At 40.3% G+C, this 19,517-nt stretch carries 16 protein-coding genes; 5 read left to right on the forward strand and 11 right to left on the reverse strand.

Annotated elements, in window-relative coordinates:
- Positions 1–43 precede the first annotated feature (43 nt).
- Positions 44–493: a hypothetical protein gene (locus GO009_RS01165; RefSeq protein WP_163624312.1), complete on the forward strand. Its 450-nt coding sequence runs from the start codon at positions 44–46 to the stop codon at positions 491–493.
- 54 nt (positions 494–547) lie between these two features.
- Here the strand turns inward: GO009_RS01165 and GO009_RS01170 are convergent, their stop codons facing one another.
- The 7 genes from GO009_RS01170 to GO009_RS01200 all read right to left on the reverse strand — a co-directional run bounded on the left by GO009_RS01170 (position 548) and on the right by GO009_RS01200 (position 9,139).
- Entirely contained in the window at positions 548–1,054 is a 507-nt protein-coding gene (locus GO009_RS01170; protein ID WP_163624313.1) for an OmpH family outer membrane protein, read from the reverse strand.
- A 257-nt stretch (positions 1,055–1,311) separates the two neighbouring features.
- Positions 1,312–1,680 (reverse strand): type II toxin-antitoxin system HigA family antitoxin, encoded by a 369-nt coding sequence (locus tag GO009_RS01175; RefSeq protein WP_163624314.1) that lies wholly within the window; start codon positions 1,678–1,680, stop codon positions 1,312–1,314.
- Between the two features lie 11 nt (positions 1,681–1,691).
- Entirely contained in the window at positions 1,692–1,988 is a 297-nt protein-coding gene (locus tag GO009_RS01180) for a type II toxin-antitoxin system HigB family toxin (protein WP_163624315.1), read from the reverse strand.
- Positions 1,989–2,264: 276 nt separating this feature from the next.
- Positions 2,265–3,095, reverse strand: coding sequence for a bifunctional 2-polyprenyl-6-hydroxyphenol methylase/3-demethylubiquinol 3-O-methyltransferase UbiG (locus GO009_RS01185; protein ID WP_163624316.1), 831 nt, complete (start codon positions 3,093–3,095; stop codon positions 2,265–2,267).
- 341 nt (positions 3,096–3,436) lie between these two features.
- A complete protein-coding gene (gene mnmG, locus GO009_RS01190; protein ID WP_163624317.1) occupies positions 3,437–5,305 on the reverse strand; it encodes a tRNA uridine-5-carboxymethylaminomethyl(34) synthesis enzyme MnmG in 1,869 nt (622 codons plus the stop codon).
- A 2-nt stretch (positions 5,306–5,307) separates the two neighbouring features.
- Positions 5,308–5,727 (reverse strand): rRNA maturation RNase YbeY, encoded by a 420-nt coding sequence (gene ybeY, locus GO009_RS01195; protein ID WP_163624318.1) that lies wholly within the window; start codon positions 5,725–5,727, stop codon positions 5,308–5,310.
- Positions 5,720–9,139: a hypothetical protein gene (locus GO009_RS01200; protein WP_163624319.1), complete on the reverse strand. Its 3,420-nt coding sequence runs from the start codon at positions 9,137–9,139 to the stop codon at positions 5,720–5,722. Before GO009_RS01200 ends, ybeY begins: the two co-directional genes overlap by 8 nt.
- 165 nt (positions 9,140–9,304) lie before the next feature.
- Here GO009_RS01200 and gltX point away from each other — a divergent pair, with 165 nt between their 5' ends.
- Together gltX and GO009_RS01210 are read left to right on the forward strand one after the other, a co-directional pair.
- Positions 9,305–10,801, forward strand: a complete 1,497-nt coding sequence (gene gltX, locus GO009_RS01205; protein WP_163624320.1) for a glutamate--tRNA ligase — start codon at positions 9,305–9,307, stop codon at positions 10,799–10,801.
- 93 nt (positions 10,802–10,894) lie between these two features.
- Positions 10,895–11,830 carry an SPFH domain-containing protein gene (locus GO009_RS01210; protein WP_163624321.1) on the forward strand — a complete coding sequence of 312 codons (936 nt, stop codon included), beginning with the start codon at positions 10,895–10,897 and terminating at the stop codon, positions 11,828–11,830.
- Positions 11,831–12,008: 178 nt separating this feature from the next.
- Here GO009_RS01210 and GO009_RS01215 read toward each other — a convergent pair whose 3' ends face one another.
- From GO009_RS01215 to GO009_RS01230, 4 genes are all read right to left on the reverse strand, one after another.
- On the reverse strand, positions 12,009–12,224 hold the full coding sequence (locus GO009_RS01215) for a DUF6327 family protein (protein WP_163624322.1): 216 nt from the start codon (positions 12,222–12,224) through the stop codon (positions 12,009–12,011).
- Positions 12,221–12,571: a hypothetical protein gene (locus GO009_RS01220; RefSeq protein WP_163624323.1), complete on the reverse strand. Its 351-nt coding sequence runs from the start codon at positions 12,569–12,571 to the stop codon at positions 12,221–12,223. The genes GO009_RS01215 and GO009_RS01220 overlap by 4 nt, the downstream gene beginning before the upstream one ends.
- A 3-nt stretch (positions 12,572–12,574) precedes the next feature.
- Positions 12,575–12,904 (reverse strand): YtxH domain-containing protein, encoded by a 330-nt coding sequence (locus GO009_RS01225; protein ID WP_163624324.1) that lies wholly within the window; start codon positions 12,902–12,904, stop codon positions 12,575–12,577.
- A 316-nt stretch (positions 12,905–13,220) separates the two neighbouring features.
- A complete protein-coding gene (locus tag GO009_RS01230) occupies positions 13,221–14,906 on the reverse strand; it encodes a glutamine--tRNA ligase/YqeY domain fusion protein (protein WP_163624325.1) in 1,686 nt (561 codons plus the stop codon).
- A 264-nt stretch (positions 14,907–15,170) separates the two neighbouring features.
- Between GO009_RS01230 and GO009_RS01235 the strand changes: the two genes are divergently transcribed.
- Both GO009_RS01235 and GO009_RS01240 read left to right on the forward strand, forming a co-directional pair.
- Positions 15,171–17,429 (forward strand): gliding motility-associated C-terminal domain-containing protein, encoded by a 2,259-nt coding sequence (locus GO009_RS01235; RefSeq protein ID WP_163624326.1) that lies wholly within the window; start codon positions 15,171–15,173, stop codon positions 17,427–17,429.
- Positions 17,430–17,435: 6 nt separating this feature from the next.
- On the forward strand, positions 17,436–19,505 hold the full coding sequence (locus tag GO009_RS01240) for a PorP/SprF family type IX secretion system membrane protein (protein ID WP_163624327.1): 2,070 nt from the start codon (positions 17,436–17,438) through the stop codon (positions 19,503–19,505).
- The last annotated feature ends 12 nt before the right edge of the window (positions 19,506–19,517 follow it).

Raw genomic sequence — 19,517 nt, forward strand, 5'->3', positions numbered from 1 at the left:
ATTGCGTTGCATGTTTTTATGTTGGAGTTTTGCCATAAAAAGTATGAAACCCCTTGCTGTACTTGTTGTTTCCTTTGTTCTGTCCGTTTTGGTCTTAAAAATCCTTACAAAGGGTTTGGAATTTCAATTGGCAGGTAGAATTGCCATGGCCTGTATGCTGTTGTTCACCGCAATTGGGCATTTTGCGTTTTTGGATGGGATGTCGGCCATGGTTCCCTCGTTTGTTCCTTTTAAAAAAGAGGTTATGATAATTACAGGAATCATTGAAATTCTCTTTGCCGTTGCCCTTTTGTTTCCCCAATATCAGAAACAAACTGGTTGGCTATTGATTCTCTTTTTGGTCTTGGTCTTACCTGCCAACATCAAATCGGCACTACAAGAAATCAATTATCAAACTGGGCAAATGAACGGGCCCGGGGCGGACTACTTGTGGTTCCGTATTCCATTGCAGTTATGCTTTGTGCTTTGGGTCTATTTTACCTCCATTCGATAAACAAAAAGCCCACTCTAAAGAGTGGGCTTTCTCACTGTGTTGAATGTATTGAGTTTAATTCTCGTACTTATCGTTCAAGATCTTAAGAATGGCATCGGTTACATCTTTGGCTTCATCACCGTAAATTACCGAGCCTCCGTCGCCACCTCCCAAAATGTAGGTATATCCGTTGGCCTTGCCATATGCCCTAATTTCTTTTTTTACTTTTTTCACCAAGCTGTCCATTTCGGCCTGGCTTTTTTGTTGTAGCTGTTGTTCTTCTTGTTGCAACTGCTGACCTATTTGCTGACCTCTTTGCTGCAATTGGGAATATTCTTCTTGCGCATTTTTCTGGGACATGTTCTGCGCCTTGCTCTGAAATTGTTGCAGTTCCATTTGGAATGCTTGGGAAATACTGTCCCGTTTTTTGGTCAATGCCTCGGCCTTTGTTTGGAATCTGGCATCGACATCAACTTTCTCTTGATAATCGTCCATGATTCTTACACTGTCCACATAGGCAATCTTGTTTTGCTGACATGCCATGGTGGTGATGGCAATAGCAAGCACTACTAATTTTTTCATCATTTACTTTTTAGCGATGCGCAAAAATAGAAAAGCTTTTGGAATGCCAATCATTAAGTTTTTATAATCGGTTGTTTGGTTCAAAACATCATATAAGAAATTCTTATGGGGTCTTGAGTGATTAATTACTATTCTTTATTTTGATGGCCTTTAGAAACAGCTCGATTTAAGCACTTCTTTTTTGTTGGATACACTTCCCCGACAGACAAGGAACTCATACAATACCATCTACGGATACATTGTCCCTCTTTGCTTAATTATTTCGATAGTTTATAGTTATTTACCAAAACTGATGCCGAGATATGCAAAATTCGCTCTAGTTCCCTAATCATATCAACGGTCAGTCTTTTCTTTTTGTTAAGAATTTCAGAAACCCTGCTTTTTCCACCAATTATACCAACTAAATCCTTTTGTTTAAGATTCATTTCTTCCATTCGAATTTTTATGGCTTCGATTGGGTCTGGAGCTTCAATGGGATAATATTGGTTTTCATAGTTTTCAATTAATATTGATAATATCTCGGCTTCGTCACCTTCTTTCGTGCTTGCGGCTGAATCGAAAATCATTTCTAATCTTTCTAAAGCTCTTTTATAATCTTGCTCAGATTTTATGGGTTTTATTTTCATAATCTCATTAATTAAATTGTTTCAGCGTCTATTTTATCATATTCCGCATGTGTTCCCACAAATCGTATAAATGCCCATTGCCTATCAAAGTTAAATTTCACTATTAATCTATACGAATTTCCTTTAATGTTGAAAACAACTCGGCTGTTTTTTAAAATACTAGCGTTTATATAGGTTTGTTTAATCTCGTTAGGCGAAGTCCAATTGGAATTTTTGACCGTTTCATACCACGTTTTTAGGTATTGTTCAGAATCAGCGTGCTTTTCCCAAAATTCCCTCAGTGTTCTCTTTGCAATTATCCTTTTCATATTTTAAACGCTATTGCAAAGATAACCATAGTTCTCAAATAAAGAACATTTTTAAGTAAAGTGCATCTTCAAATCGCAGACCGATTGATTACAGTTTTCTAATCGATTGTTTGGCTCAAAACACCATATAAGTAATTCTTATGGGGTGTTGAGCGTTTAATTGTTATTCTTTATTCTGCAGACCTATAGAAACAGGTCGATTTGAGCACTTCTTTTTTGTTGAATACGATTCCGCATCCATCTCGTATTTTGGACAGCAGGGACCTTTAAAATGGCTTATTTCTCCTTTTTAAGGATGTAAATCAATGAAGAATGCTCTTTGGTGAAGATGGCGGTTATATTGGACCACAGCCCAACAAAAAATGCACTGATGAGGTACAGCTTGTTGCCTCGATACTTTTCCGAAAGCATGGAAACATAAAAAGCATCGAACCACATGGGCTTAATTTTGATGACTTTCAATTTGTGACGAGCAAAAAGTTTGGAGATGGATTTCTTTGAAAAATGCCAAAGGTGTCTTGGCACATCATAAGCTGCCCAATGTGTTTTATAATGTTTGGCATCAAATGATTTAAAATTGGGAACTGCAATAACCAAAACCCCGTCATCTTCCAAAAGGGAAGTCAATGATTTAATCTGTTCTTCCAAATTGGGCAAATGCTCCAAAACATGCCACAGCGTAATGGCTTGAAATTTTTGTCCCGACAGATTTTCTAAACTTTGATGAAGTTCAATTCCTTTTTCCTTGGCCAACTGCCTGGCTTTTTCGTTTGGCTCAACACCAATGGCCTTAAATCCTGATTTTTGGGCTGAAATCAAAAAATCGCCTGTACCAGCGCCTAAATCTAGCAGTGATTCAGGTTTATCTATTTGATTTTCAACAACTTGAATCTTGTTTTTGAGATTTTTACCCTTAACCAACTGGTATAGCCTATCTGTAAACGACGATTTGGAGTCTGTGTGCGAAATATAGTCCTCACTTTCGTAATACGGAGCTAGGTTTTTGGGTTGGGGTCGGGTCACCAGCATATCCAAATCCTTATCCCAATGTAGTTCGAATGATTCGCCCGAAACGGAAAAGTCCTTAGTCTTTAAAAACAACTTCATTGTAATTATCTGTATCCAAATATTCGCTTTTCAAATCCCGAAGATAGAATAAAACTCTATCTCTTTAAACCGAACTTGACAATAACCTTCTAAAACCAAAATCCTTTTGTTTGGATTCCCGTTTTCACAGGAATGATAGTTTTACCTGAACCTAAAACAAACCACTTTGGATTTGAAATCATTAGTTTTAAAGAAAAGAATGAAATTCTTTATTATTAATGGAAAACGGATGGTAAGATTTATGTTGTTTGCTCTGACAACCAATCAAAAAAATAAAAATTAGACCCTTTACGAATTCCTTGAAACAAAGAACACTGTTCCACGTGGAACAGTGTTCTGGATTATCTGCCCAAATACACTAACAACACACTAATATCTGCTGGTGATACACCGCTGATTCGTGATGCCTGGGATATAGTAACGGGCTGAATCGATTCTAACTTTTCTCGCGCTTCGTAGGATAGGGATTTTAGTTTGGAGTAATCAAAATTATCAGGAATTCGAACGTTTTCCAAACGCTGTAATTTATCTGCATTCGTTTTTTCCTTTGCTATATAACCTGAATATTTGACTTGTATTTCGGTTTGTTCCAACACCTCGGAATCCAATTCGTTTTCTTTCACAAATTCGGAGACTGTATCCAGTTGAAGCATGTGGTCCATAGTCACCTTTGGTCTGGAAAGTACCTTGAAAAGTTTATCCGATTGCTTTACCAAAGCCGAATCTAAAGACTCTAAAATTGGGTTTATTTCCTCCGTAGTGAAGCTTGTCTTTTTGAAGAAATTGACAAAGTTTTCGGACTTGTTCATCTTCTCCTCCATTCTTCGAAGGCGTTCTTCTTTAGCCAAGCCAATTTCATACCCCTTGGGTGTGAGTCTTAAATCGGCATTGTCTTGGCGAAGCAAGGTTCGATATTCTGCTCGTGAAGTAAACATTCGATAGGGTTCCTCAGTGCCTTTGGTAATCAAATCGTCCACCAATACTCCAATGTAAGCTTCGTCTCTTTTAAGAATAAACGGCTCCTTCCCATTTATTCTAAGGTGCGCATTAATGCCCGCCATTAAACCTTGGGAAGCTGCTTCTTCATACCCGGTGGTTCCGTTGATCTGACCAGCAAAATATAAATTCTTCACCAACTTGGTTTCGAGCGTATGTTTTAATTGTGTGGGAGGAAAATAGTCGTATTCAATGGCATAACCAGGTCTAAAAAATTTGACGTTTTCAAAGCCTTTTACAGATTTGAGCGCTTTGTACTGAACATCCTCTGGCAAGGAAGTTGAGAATCCATTCACATAAACCTCTACGGTATTCCACCCCTCTGGCTCCACAAATATTTGATGGGAATCTTTGTCCGCAAAACGATTGATCTTATCCTCAATCGAAGGGCAATATCTTGGACCTAAACTTTGAATTCTTCCATTGAACATAGGCGAACGATCAAACCCTTCCCGCAATAAATCATGTACCAATTTACTCGTATGGGTCATGTGGCAATTGCGCTGCGTTTTAAGAATTGGAGTGTTTAAATAAGAGAATTTTTCCGGCACATCGTCTCCTGGCTGAGGAATCATTTTGGAATAATCCAAGGATCTGCCATCTACTCGTGGAGGTGTTCCCGTTTTCATTCTTCCACTATCAAAACCGAGGTCAACCAATTGTTCTGTGATTCCGGTGGCGGCCTTTTCCCCTGCTCTTCCTCCTCCTAATTGCTTCTCCCCAATATGGATCAGTCCATTCAAAAAAGTACCGTTTGTAAGCACTACTGATTTGGCTCTAATCTCCAAACCAAGACTTGTTTTTACACCCACAACCTTATCCCCTTCTATCAACAAGCCATTGACCATTTCTTGATAGAAATCTGCATTTGGAGTGTTCTCCAAAGCCATCCTCCACTCCTCTGCAAATCGCATACGGTCGTTCTGAGCTCGGGGGCTCCACATGGCCGGTCCTTTGGATTTGTTGAGCATCTTAAACTGTATGGCAGATTTATCGGTAACAATTCCACTATACCCTCCCAGGGCGTCAATTTCTCGTACAATTTGCCCTTTAGCTATTCCTCCCATTGCGGGATTACATGACATCTGACCAATAGTTTGAAGATTCATGGTCACCAACAAAGTGCTTGAACCCATGTTGGCGGCAGCGGCCGTAGCCTCTGCACCAGCATGTCCTCCTCCTACAACAATAACATCATATTCCTTTTCAAACATACCTATGGTTCCACGTGGAACATTTTAATTTTTTCTTCTTCCTTTTCACGCATCATCAATTTCTCCTCTTTGGTCTTGTCCCCAAAACCGGCTAGATGAAGAATACCATGGCTCATTACCCTGCGAAGCTCATTTAAAAACTCAACATCAAACTTTACAGCGTTCTCTTGCACCCTGTCCGTGGATATAAAAATATCTCCCGAAAGCGTGTTTCCATCCTTATAATCGAAGGTGATGATGTCCGTATAAGTATCGTGGTCTAAATACTCTTTGTTGAGTTCCAAAAGATAATCATCGGTACAGAATATATAATCTATTTGACCAACCACAAACCCTTCGGAAATTATAACCCTATTTATCCAATCGATATACTTGGATTTGTTAGGGATTGTGAATTTACTTTTAAAATGAAACTCAATCATTATCGAAATAAACCTTTACCTTCTTCTCAAAATTTTGCCGCAAAGGTAAAGCTTGTCTGTTTAATATTTCAATGTTGTTCTGGTATTCTTGAAGTAACTCGGGTTTGGTAGTGATAGGATTAGTAAACTGATTCACATTTGTTTTGCTTTCACGCTCCTTCTTTTCCCCTTGTTCCATGGATGCGTTTTCCAGCTTCATCAATTGGTGTTGAATGTTGTTGGCCTTGTTTCGAGTCCTTTCAGTAATTCCATTCTCCAACAAATCATTCTCAAAATCTTCCATTTGTTGAATCAATTTTTCTGCCAGATTTTTGTCTGACTCGCGCATCATATCCTGCAATTGTTTTTCTAAGTTTTCTCTTAAAAACTGCTGCTCCTTATAAATCTGGTAAACTTCGTCAAGATTCATTTCTCCTAAACCATTTCCATTGGATTGGGAGCCATTTCCTTGCTCTTTGCCTTTGTTCCCTGCTTCTCCTTGCCCACCATCTTGTCCTTCCTTTCCTTGTTTTTGGCTGCCTTTATCCCCTTCTTGCTGTCCTCCATCGTTGTCACCTGGTCGTTCACCTTGACCTTCGGATTCATTACCCTCTTTTCCAGAGCCATTCATTTTCTCTTGGATGCCCTGTTGTCCTTTAATAATGTCGGGCAATTGAAAATCTTGCCCCTCTCCACTACCTTGACCTGGCATCATGTTCTGCTGCATGTTGTCCAAAATATTAGCTAAAAAATCAGCTAAAGCATTCGTGGCGTTTATTACATATTGCTGATACGATGCTCCCTGGTAAATTTGATTCTCGGCAATGCTTTCCAAAGACTTGTCAATGTTGTAATATACTTCGGTGATTTGCTCGTTCACAAATTCAGAAAGTTCAGCTCTTCGCAAAGAAAGTGCAAACAGGCTATCATCAACATGCTCGAACAATCTTTTTAGGTTTTGTTGGTCCTTGACAGTTGTGGAAAATTGGGACATATCAACATCAGCTCGCTGTATGTTGTCAAACAAGTTTTCCTGTTTGAAAGAAAAAGTGACCAAATTATCTAAAATCTGGCGTAACATTTCGGCATCCTCAGCATCGGAAGAACCCCCGCCCATTGAACTAGATTTCATGGATTGGCTCATTTCCCGCATCTTTTGTGCAGCTGATTTTTGCTTTTTGGAAGCCTTGTTACCTGCCTCTTGCTTTTCCTTGGATTGAGAAGATTCTTCGAGACCTTGGTGCTTATTGATTTCTTCAAGAGCATCTTTTTGATCCTGCTTTACGCCATCCGTCTTCTTCTTATCAGTGTCAAGTTGCAATGGCTTCTGGAGCTTCTCATTATCTTTCTCCAATTCGCGAATTTCTTTTTCCAACTCGTTGAACTGTTCATTTAACTTCTTCTGTTCTTTATCGCTAAAATCCTGTCCAAGTTTTAACTCGGACAATATCTCTTGTCTTTTGGCCAACTCCTCCAGTTCCTTAGAAATCTGGGAAGCTTTTTCAGTAACATAATACCGCTTCGTCAATTCCAAAATCTGTTCAAGGTTCCTCGTGTTCTTGCCCTGGTTCTTTCCTAATTCTTCCAATCGTTTTTGAAGGTCTTGCTTGTCAATTTTATCTGCAATCTTGTTGAGTTCCTCAAGCAATTCAGCATTCTTTCTTGCCTCGGCCTCTTGACGCTCCAAACGCTCTTGAAGCATCTTCTTCATCTCAGTATCTTCGGAATTATTATCAATGCTTTTATTTAAATCCTGACTAAACTTCTGCATCAGTTCTTCTTGCATTTGCTGCTGCTGCAAAAAGTTCTTTATCTGACTCTTTTCTTCAAAGCTAAGGGACTTTTCCTCTTTTTGTAGGTTGTTTATTTGTGAGAGCTTCTCTTCCTGATCCTTTAAATTATGTAAAGATTCACTCATCTTGTTCAAGGTGGAGTTCTGAAACTCCAACTCTCTGTTATTCAATTCATTATCATCATAAAGAGATGCGTCAAAAACAGCGCTTTTGGTAACTTTTCCACCTCTAATCCCATCATTATCAACTACTTCAAAATATAGCCTATATTCTTTACCTGGTTGAAGGGACAATCCTGAAGGAAACGTATAGTAAAACTGATACACATTGGTGTTGGGAGATTCGAGCGAAACCCTTTGAACATTGTCCATATCATCCGAAGGATAACAGACCAAACGGATTTCCTTTAAACCATGATCATCGGCAGCCTGCCCCGTATAATAGGATTGGTTTGGATGCAAAGAATCCAGCACTTGATTTACCTGAACGGTTGCCTTTTGATCCTTGATGATATTTAACCGATAAGCCAACTTTTCAAAATCCTGGACTCGTTTATTAGATGTGCTAAGTTCATAATCGAAATCGTTGAACAGACGCTTGGAGTTGGAAAACAAGTTCTCCTCTTTTTCAAACGTAAGAGTGGAGTCCTTTGTTATCATTCGTATATTATCCACATGGTTCCCTTGTATGTTCCAAGTAACTTTGGTTCCTTCGGGAACTTCGGCATTGCCTGTACCCGAAATTAACTCCGAGGGCAGGTTTAAATATTTGGGATAATCCAACTCCATGGCAAAATCAACCAAGGTCGGGGTACGATAACTTTTAATGGAATGACTTCTGGAATCCCATCCGTTGGCTGTGAGGTAAAAGTTGGTTTCGGGAACGGGTGCTTGAAATGTATACTGAAAAAACTCACCGTTTTTCTGCATGAGCAACTGTTCGCCATTTACAACCATTTGAACATTGTCTGGTCGAATTTCCCCAACTGTTTTAACTTGTATGGTCAATGATTGATTGTCCAATACTTCCAATTTATCGTTCATTAGCTGGAACGAAAATGGCGCAGGCTTTTCGTAGGCCAGATCGTAATGCATTACCCTTTGATGAGAGTTAAAGAAAGAAACGATATCACCCGTGACCCAGATAAAACAGAACAGGGCCAAAGGAATAAAAATGTACTTCGCGTACTTATAACTGTCCTTAAAATTGACCGCTTCGGTAAAAGGAACCGGACCCAAATTTTTAGCCCTTTGTTCAATGCTCGCCAGCAAAAGATCAGACTTATGCCGGTTCTCCGATAATTGGAGCAGATTGAGCAGCTTGTCATCCACATGAGGAAAATGTTTGCCAATCAATGAAGAGGCCTCCTCATTGCCAATACCCTGTTTAATCCTAAAAAGATATAACAAAGGCATCGCGATGTATCTATATAACAGGTAAAGTTCTACTACAACAAAAAGAAGGAACAAAGTAAGTCTCCACGACTCGTTCAGCCACAAAAAGTATTCGAAGTACGTAATGGCCATCCAAAACAGGGTTCCTAAAGTTAAAAACAAGAAGACTCCCTTTATCAATTGTTTGGTATAAAACCGCTTGATAAAGTCTTCCAGCTTAACGAGAATGTTCTGATATGCGCTCAAAACCGATACTAATTACAACCAAATTACCCGATCCTTGGTAAATCAAAAGAAAAAATTTGTTAAACCTTTATTTTGCAAGACCGCCAAAGTCAGAAAAAGACCGAATAAATTCACTTTCCCATTCATTGGCGGGAATGTATCTTTGCGACACAATCATACCTAATTATGAGTCAAAACGTACGTGTTCGATTTGCACCCAGCCCAACTGGGCCATTACATATTGGTGGGCTGCGCACCGCCTTGTTCAATTATTTATTTGCCAAAAAACATGGTGGCGATTTTGTGCTTCGTATTGAAGATACGGACCAAAACCGATTTGTTGAAGGCGCAGAGAAATATATTATCGAAGCCTTGAACTGGTGTGGAATTCCTTTTGATGAAGGTCCCGGCAAAGAAGGTGATTTTGGACCGTATCGACAAAGTGAGCGCAAGGACCTGTACAAAGCCTACGCTTTGGAGCTTGTTGAAAAAGGCAAGGCCTATTACGCTTTTGATACTGCTGAAACTTTGGACCACCATAGAAAGGACCATGAGGCGAAAGGAAAAACATTTATATACAATTGGCACAACCGCTTAAAGTTGACAAACTCACTTTCGCTATCCGAAGAAGAAGTGAAAGCTAAATTGGAGGCCGGTGAGGATTATGTAATCCGTTTTAAATCTCCAGAGAATGAAACGTTGTTTTTGAACGACATCATCCGAGGTGAAATTAAAATTGACACCAGCATTTTAGATGATAAGATTTTGTTCAAAAGCGATGGTATGCCAACCTACCATTTAGCCAACATTGTGGACGATCATTTAATGCAGATCACACACGTAATTCGTGGTGAAGAATGGTTGCCGTCCTTGGCACTTCACACCCTTTTGTACGATGCCCTTGGATGGGAGGCTCCAAAATTTGCACACCTGCCCTTGATTATGAAGCCTGTTGGAAAAGGAAAATTGAGCAAACGTGATGGCGAAAAAGGAGGCTTCCCCGTTTTTCCGCTCACATGGAACCAATCGGAAGGATACCGCGAAGCAGGCTTTTTCCCTGAAGCAGTGGTCAACTTCTTGGCTCTGTTGGGCTGGAATCCCGGCACCGAGCAAGAAATTTTTAGTTTGGAAGAACTAATAGACACCTTTACCTTGGAGCGTGTAAATAAGTCAGGAGCCCGGTTCGATCCAGAAAAAAACAATTGGTATAATCAGCAGTGGTTACAAAGGAAGACCGATAAAGAACTGGCCGAACTTTTCGCTGCTGAACTGGCCAAAAAACAAATTTCATCGGAACAGGATTACGTTCAAAAAGTAGTATCCTTGATTAAGGAACGCGCAAGTTTTGTAAAGGATTTTTGGGAACTGGGAGACTATTTTTTTGAAGCACCGTCCTCATACAACGAGAAAGCCGTCAAAAAACAATGGAAGGAAGGTACTCCCGAATTGATGGAACAAGTGGCATCGGTCCTGAATAAGCTTCAAAATTTTGAATCTTCCACAATAGAGGAAAAAGTGAAAGGATGTATATCCGACAACGATCTTTCCTTTGGAAAAGTAATGCCTCCCCTCCGCTTGATTATCGTTGGGGACATGAAAGGCCCTCATTTGTTCGATATAATGGAGCTTATTGGCAAAGAGGAAAGTATAAACCGTATTAAAACCGCGATTGCCCAACTCTAGAATTGATGGATGTGTAACATTATTTGACGAATGGCTACCAATACTATGGCCAAGTTTCGTAATTTCCATTTCTAACATAAAATCATAAACACTATGGGCAACTATCTTTTTATACCTATTGCTTTTGTAGCGCTTGTCATCCTGTTCAAGTTCTTTTTTATTGTAAAACAACAAACGGCCGTGGCCGTGGAACGTTTTGGAAAATTCCATAGCATACGGAATTCCGGGCTTCAATTGAAAATTCCGATCATTGACCGTATTGCCGGTCGCTTAAGTTTAAAAATTCAACAGCTCGATGTAATTGTCGAGACCAAAACCTTGGACGATGTTTTTGTAAAATTGAAAGTTTCCGTTCAATACGTCGTTATCCGCGATAAAGTTTATGAAGCATTTTACCAATTGGAATATCCACATGATCAAATTACCTCTTATGTTTTTGATGTAGTACGTGCCGAGGTTCCAAAAATGAAACTGGATGATGTCTTTGTAAAAAAAGATGATATCGCCAATGCCGTTAAATCCGAATTGCAAGATGCCATGTTCGATTATGGTTTTGATATCATAAAGACCTTGGTTACCGATATTGACCCGGATGCCCAGGTAAAAGCGGCCATGAACCGAATCAATGCATCGGAACGTGAAAAAATAGCGGCCCAATTTGAAGGTGATGCCCAACGCATTCTTATTGTTGAGAAAGCGAAAGCCGAAGCAGAGAGCAAAAGATTACAGGGACAAGGTATTGCCGATCAACGTAGGGAAATTGCCCGTGGACTCGAAGAATCCGTGGAGGTTTTGAACAAAGTGGGCATCAATTCACAGGAGGCATCTGCCCTTATTGTGGTTACCCAACATTATGATACCCTACAGGCCATTGGTGAAGAAACGGACACTAATTTGATTTTGTTACCCAATTCTCCGCAGGCAGGTAGCGATATGCTGAACAACATGGTGGCTTCTTTTACGGCTAGTAACCAAATTGGCGAAGCCATGAAGCGCAAACAAATCGAAAAAGATTCGTCTGACTCTTAAATGTTATTTTAATAAAAAAGAAGAGGTCTAAAAAGCTAGTTATCTGTCAGTTCGAGCGCAGTCGAGAACCTAAAGTATGTTGGTAATCAATGGGTTTCGACTGCGCTCAACCTGACAAATTCAAACTTTTGTTGCTTTTTAGACCTCTTTCTTCTATACAAAGTTTAAGGACGATATACTAATCAAATTTTTTAAGCAGTTTTTTCGCGATAAAGGATATCGCAATTTTTTGTAGTAAGGGTGCCATTCCACCAAGAATATTGGTTGGGTAAAGTTCTTTTTTGGTGTTTTGGACCGCAAGCTTCACTTTTTCCTCCTCAATCTGTCTTTGTAACCGTAAGATTTTAAGGTCATGGTCAATTTCTTCGAAGGATGTGTATTGTGTCTGAATCATAATTCATCAAAATAAAATTTAGAAAACTCTTTTAAAAGCGGCTTCTCGATTTTGCTTCTCAACAGGAACACGATTATACCTATCAGCACATAAAATCCACCCACTATTAAAAAGCCCTCTGCTGTATTGCCCAGCATATTGCCGAACCAAAATGCCGCGCTTAATGAAAGAAACAGTAGGGCAATAGAACCTATTCCGCCAATTAACAGCATCTTGGTGGCCATCGTAATGCCCTTCATCATGGACCGAAAGCTTTGAAGTCGGTAAAAATCCAGGCTGTTCTTTACGTAAGACCTAACGCCATCTTCTACATGATCTATCTGTTCTTTAATATCTTCGAATGCCATATATTACTTCTGTAGTTGGGCGTTCTTTTCTCTTAAGTCTTCCAATTTTTTCTCCAATGCTACGAGAATATCGTCTGCTTTATAGCTCATGTTGGAAAGTGTGTCTTCTAGCTTTTCTTCAAACTCTACCTTTTTGGCATCGGCTGTCTTGCTGAATTCCTCTTTGGCATGTGTTATACTTTGGGCAATATCATCTTTTGCCTTTACCGCACTTTTCTTAATTTTTTTTCTGGTCTTTTTTCCTTTGTCAGGTGCATACAAAATTCCTATTCCGGCTCCAACAACAGCTCCTGTTAATAATGCGGTTAATACGTTTCCAGTGTTATTTGACATAATATTGTAACTTTTTAATTAAACTTCAGTGAAAAACCATCAGGTCTATTCAAAAAGGTGAAATATTGTTGACCCAATCGATTTATGCTAAAATTAAGTTACATCCCAAACAGAAATTGATTCAATCGCTGCAAACCTTGACGCGTTAGCTAAATTTTGAAGAAAAATTGAGAATAAGGCCCTTTCTGCGCAGATTACTGCCCCATCCAAGCAATTAGCCTTGACAATAAAAAAATGCAGGCATACCTCTCCTGAAGAAGCTGTTTTTAATAAGAATCTTCAATAGACAGGTTGATTAAAATAAAGAAAAGTTATGCTAGCCTTTTTGCTCCAATTTGGCCCAAGTATCCCTTAAGGTTACCGTTCTGTTAAAGACCAAATGCTCTGGAGTGGAATCTTTGTCCACATTAAAATAACCCAAACGTTGAAACTGTACTTGATCGCCGATTTTTAAATTCCTTAGGCTTGGTTCCAAATAGCCGGTTACTTTCTTTAAAGAATCCGGATTAACAAAATCCATAAAATCTTTATCCTTATGGCTATCGGGCGTTGGGTCGGAGAACAAACGATCGTACAACCTAACTTCGGCGGTTATGGCATGTGGTATGGAAACCCAATGCAAGGTTCCTTTTACCTTTCGCAAGCTCTCCTCGGTTCCGGAACCACTTTTACTTTTTGGATCGTAAGTACACTGCACCTCTATAATGTTGCCATCTTCATCCTTGGTACAGCTTTCAGCTTTGATGATGTATCCATTTTTTAAACGGACCTCACCCCCAAGCTTTAGTCTAAAAAACTTACGGTTCGCTTCTTCCCTAAAATCTTCTTTTTCTATATACAATTCCCTAGAAAATGGTACTTTTCTGCTACCTGCCGATGGATCCTCTGGATTGTTTTCCGCGTCCAACCATTCCTCTTCTCCCTCCTTATAATTGGTAAGTACCACCTTTAATGGGTTGAGTACCCCCATTACACGGGGAGCTATTTTATTGAGATGCTCCCTTACATGAAAATCAAGTAGGGCAACATCAACAACATTGTCCCGCTTGGCAATGCCAATCGTATCCGCAAAATTTCTAATGGACTCCGGAGTAAAGCCCCTTCTTCGCAAACCGGAAATTGTGGGCATTCTGGGATCATCCCATCCTGTTACAACGCCCTTTTCCACCAATTGCAACAGTTTTCGCTTGCTTACAACGGTATGGCTAAGGTTCCTACGGGCAAATTCTCTTTGTTTGGGACGTAACTTATCAGAAGATACCACTTGGTCTAAAAACCAATCGTACAACTCTCTGTGTGGTAAAAACTCCAATGTACACAGGGAGTGTGAGACCTGTTCAATATAATCGCTTTCACCATGCGTCCAATCGTACATCGGGTAAATACACCAATCGGTATTTGTGCGATGGTGCGCCTTATGCAAGATTCGGTACATTACGGGATCACGCATCAACATATTGGAAGAGGCCATATTGATTTTGGCACGCAGAACGTGCTCTCCATCCTTGAACTCCCCTTCTTTCATCCCCTTGAAGAGCTTTAAATTCTCTTCAACAGAACGATTTCTATAAGGGCTTTCCTTTCCAGGTTCGGTCGGCGTCCCTTTTTGGCTGGCAATCTCTTCCGAAGATTGGCTATCAACGTAGGCCTTGCCATCCTTGATCAACTTTACGGCCCAATCATACAACTGCTGAAAATAATCGGAGGCATAACATTCCGTGGCCCATTCAAAACCCAGCCAACTTACGTCCTTTTTAATGGCCTCTACATACTCCTTCTCTTCCTTTGCCGGGTTGGTATCATCAAAACGTAGGTTTACAGGTGCATTATAACGCAATCCCAAGCCAAAATTGAGGCAAATGGAACTTGCATGCCCAATGTGTAAATATCCATTGGGTTCGGGAGGAAAACGAAATCTCAAGTCTTCCTGTGTGTAACCCTTTGTAAGGTCCTCCTCAACAATGTGTTCTATAAAATTGAGCGATCGAGCTTCTTCTGCCATACCAATAATTTGATGCGCAAATGTAGTAAAATCCCGTATTGATAGCTATTATTCGTTCATCTGTGTATACAAAATAGGCGATTTCACAACACTTTGGGTATAGCCTACAACAATATCTTTCCTTTCGTCGAAATTAGAGACATATTTGTTATTGAATACTATATGAAAAAGGGACGCCTGAACAACGTCTTTTTGAACGAATTACAATTAAGGGGCACAAACTAACAGGGCTTATGGCCCATAACCTCTTAAATACTAACGGTGATGAAAAAAAGTAATTCAACGTATAGCATTCTTGTTCTGGCCTTGGCTTTTATGCTGCTTGGTGCTTTTGGTGCGCAAGCTCAAATACTCTACAAACCCGAGCCAGCAGCCAACCCCAACCTTGGGGGAAATACAGCATGGACAGCTGTTTGCGCTTCCAATGGTTTCAATGAATACTTTGTAAGTTTTAATTGGGACCCACCTATGGTGGATAGCAACAACGAGTTTGTGCTAGAGCTATCGGATGCCGACGGATACTTTTCTTCACCCATTGAACTGGCCCGAGTTAGCGACAAGAACACAATTTTCGATTTTGAATTCAAGTTTGCCCTTCCTACTGATATGAGGGGGGATAACTTTAAAATGAGAGTACGGAGTACCTCTCCCGCAAAAACAAGCCCGGCTTCTGAGGCCTTTTCCATGTACTATATCGACTACAATTCACCGTTATTGATCAGTCAAAATGGAAGTGGAAACATTCCTTCAGGAGGCCTTATTCAATTATGCGGCGGAGGTTCCGTAACCTTAAAGCCACATAACATCCCCAATGCCGCGAACTACATTTACAATTGGTACCGTAGTGGTACGTTGCTTGCGGAAAAATCAGAAAGCATCACCGTTTCTGAACCGGGCATATATTATGTGGAACTGGATTATGGTGATTGCTCGGGCACGGCCAACACCTTATCCAACACCATTGAAATTTCTACAGGAACAAGTTCCGGTTTGGCCATAAATGGTGAAAGCAATGTGCAAATATGTCCTGGGGAAACACATATACTGGAGTCCAGCATAAGTGGAGAAGGACTTACCTATACTTGGTACAAAGACGGAAGCATTGTAAGCGGACCAACCGTAGATGCCAGTACATTTACTGTTGATGCGGGAATTAGCGGTTTTGAAGGTTCTTATGAGGTGGAAGTATCCGGTTACGGGATTTGTACAGAACTATCCGACCCTGTAACTATTTCGGGCACAGGTTCTTTTGATATTACCCTGAACAATGAAGAAAACATTGTGCTGCTTCCTTCGCAGACCAAAACATTGTCCGTTAGCACTACGGCATCAAGTGCAACATTCCAATGGTTCAAGAATGGTACTGCCATCTCGGAGGCGACGAGTAACGAATTGACTATTAATGAAATAGGGGAATACCACGTAGAGGTTACGGAAAATGGCGGTTCTTGTAGCCCTGCTCCTGTTGCTTCAACAAAAATTACAATTGTATCGCCCGACGCTTTTGAGTTTGTGGTAGACTATATTGGAACATATTCCTCTTGCGAAAATACCGATGCTACTTTAAGCCTTACTGCTATTAATGCTGTAAGTGATAACGGCACCACTACCAATGTGACCGCAGATTTACAAAATTCATTCAACTATCAATGGAAGTTGAACGGTATCGATATTTCTGGTGAAACATCAAAAACCATCACCATATCCAACCAAGAGGACAATGGCGAATACACTTTGTTTGGTTCTATTGATGCTTTTGAGGCATTGTCCAACAGCCTACAGGTAAAGTTGGCATCCAACGAAACACTCCAAATAACGGCCAATGGCACTGTGCTGTGTGAAGGAGGCGAAGCCATAGTACTTGAGAGCACTTCAGACCTAACCAATGAATCCTTTAAATGGAAGAAAGATGGTAATACAATTGATTCATCTTCCCAGAGTTTAACCGTTACGGAAACAGGTGTTTACCAACTTGTTATTACTTCCAACGAATGTGCATTGATATCCAACGAAGTAACCATTAGTGCCTTTGATGAATCACTATTGGTTTTGGATAAATCCAAAGACCTCATCATTATTGAGGGAGAGACCCAAACTCTTACCGCAAGCGGTGCAGATTCCTATGAATGGTATGATGCCGGTAACAACCTAATTTCTTCGAGCAGTTATTATGACTTTACCGAAGAAGGGGAGTACCTGTTGATTGCCAGCTTCGGAACGTGTACCATAAGCAAAGTGATTACTGTGACCTACAGGGATATGTTCGCCATACCCAATGTTATTACCACCAATGGCGATGGTATTAACGATTTATGGGTGTTGCCCAACTCATATTCCAGAGACCCCAACGTTCTTGTCACCATTTTTAATGAGCGGGGAGAACAGGTATTTAGCCAATCTGGCTATGAAAACAATTGGCCACAATCCACCACATCGTTCAACAAACAAAGCATGATTTTCTATTACAAGATTACACGTGGTGGCAAAAGCCTTAAACAAGGAACTATCACTGTTATTAAATAAGCAGCAATGCAAACCAAGAAACCTCTACTAATACTTGCCATCTTGCTACTTGCCTTCTCTGGAATGAGAGGACAGGAAGAAGGAAACTATGTGCCTTATAACGTCCCTTCCCAAAACCTTTTAAAGTTTAATAGGTTCTTATTGAACCCAACTTTTTCCACGGTTAGGGAGGACAAATCGTACATCAACCTTTTCCACAGAAACCAGTCGGTATCTTTTAAAGACAATAACCAAGTGTACTTCTTGAGCTATAGTGGTAGAGTGAGTGATAGAAGTGGTGTTGGTGTTAGCTTATTTACCAACCGAGAAGGCCTTTTTAACAACTTTGGTGTACACGCCAATTATGCCTACGGAGTTCGCCTGAGCCAAAAGAGCACATTTACCTTCGGGGCCAATGTAAGCTACTATCAAAGTGCCTTTAATCAAGACAGGGCCAATTATGCTGATGTTGATCCTGTGTTGAACGATTTGGAAAGCAGTTCCTTGGTGAGCTTTCAACCTGGATTCAACTTTTCCATAGGAAAGTTCGATATCGGTGGTTTTGCAGAAAACCTGTTCGATTACAACTTAAAAACAAGTGAATCTGTAACCGACTTTAACGAGAAAACATACTCCGGACACCTACAATATACCCATCAGTTTGAAAACGGAAGGGGTATTATGGAAAGTGCCCGTTTAATGCCCTTGGCCAGAGTGCGCAAAGTAGGTGAAGAAAACATCACGTTAGGTGGAAACTTAATTCTTGACCTACCTAAATTAGGCTGGGTGCAAGCAGGGTACGACGACTTTTATGGGGCATCGGCAGGACTTGGTTTTAATCTTACCAAAAACATCTCTCTGGGTTATACCGTAGAAAAAGGCCTCTCCAACGAATTTGAAAACTTTGGTGTTACCCACGAAATCTCATTGGCATACTCCTTTACGCCCAACCTTACCGAAGATCGTGTAATGCTCGAAGCAGATGGGGAAGAATTGGTTTCCAATGATGAAGAAGTACCACAAGACAGTCTTAATATTACCGATAAGGACCTTGAAATTGCCCAGTTAAAAGACAAACTGGCCGAAAACGACGCCATACTGGATGAATTGTTGATGCGCCAAGATTCCATAGAGTCTACTCGTAAAAAGGATTTGGAAAGACGTTTTGAGACCGTTATGAAAATGGTTCAACGCGAAACCCGAGGTCAAAACCCCGCCTTGGAAGAAAAAGCCAAGGAAGTATACTTCGCCAATATGGACAGTGCCGATATCGTAACCAAAAGAAAACGGCCCTTGGCCAATCATGGTCTGTCCAACAACACCTCAACAAAAAAGGTCATCAAGATCAACGAGGCCAAGGATAATACCGCAGCAACCTATGCTTCAAATGCAAAGGCGGAAAAAGATAATACGTACAGGCCAGCAAAGAGTAAAAGGACAAAATTCAAGTCCCATGCCGTACCCAATGTGGAAAGCGGTCATTATTTGATTGCCAATGTTTTTAGAGACCCCAACAACGTAAATGCTTTTATTGAAAAACTTAGGGCTCAAGGAATTGAGGCAGATTATTTCCAAAACCCGCAAAACGGTCTTAACTACGTGTACATTGGTGATTTTGGCAACAAAAAAGAGGCTTTGGAAGCCTACCACACCAAAATGAACGGCACATACCAAGGCGATGCTTGGGTAATGAACGTAAACGATGGTGATTCTCAAATAGCAGGATATTCTGGAGACGTCAACAAGCGTAGCTCCAAATACGAAAACAATCTATTGTCCAAAAATGTGGCCAACAGTTCCAAAGGAAAACGCAATGTTGTGATCAGATCCCAATCCGTTGACGGACTGCCAGAAGGCTTTTACATCATTGCCAATGTTTTTGAAAGTTCATCAAGCGCCAAAGAGTTTGTAAAGGAACTGAATGCAAGAGGGTTACATGCAAGCTATTTTATAAGCCCAGAGGATAAGCACAGATACGTGTATTTGAAAAAGCACGAAACATGGAACAACGCCTTAACATCTTACTATACCAAACTTAACGCTTCGTATAACGACGATATGTGGATTATGCGAATCAAGTCAAACACAACCATTTAAAAACCACCATCC

Origin of the sequence: Allomuricauda sp. TY007 (assembly GCF_010468565.1) — a bacterium.
Taxonomy (GTDB): Bacteria; Bacteroidota; Bacteroidia; order Flavobacteriales; family Flavobacteriaceae; genus Flagellimonas.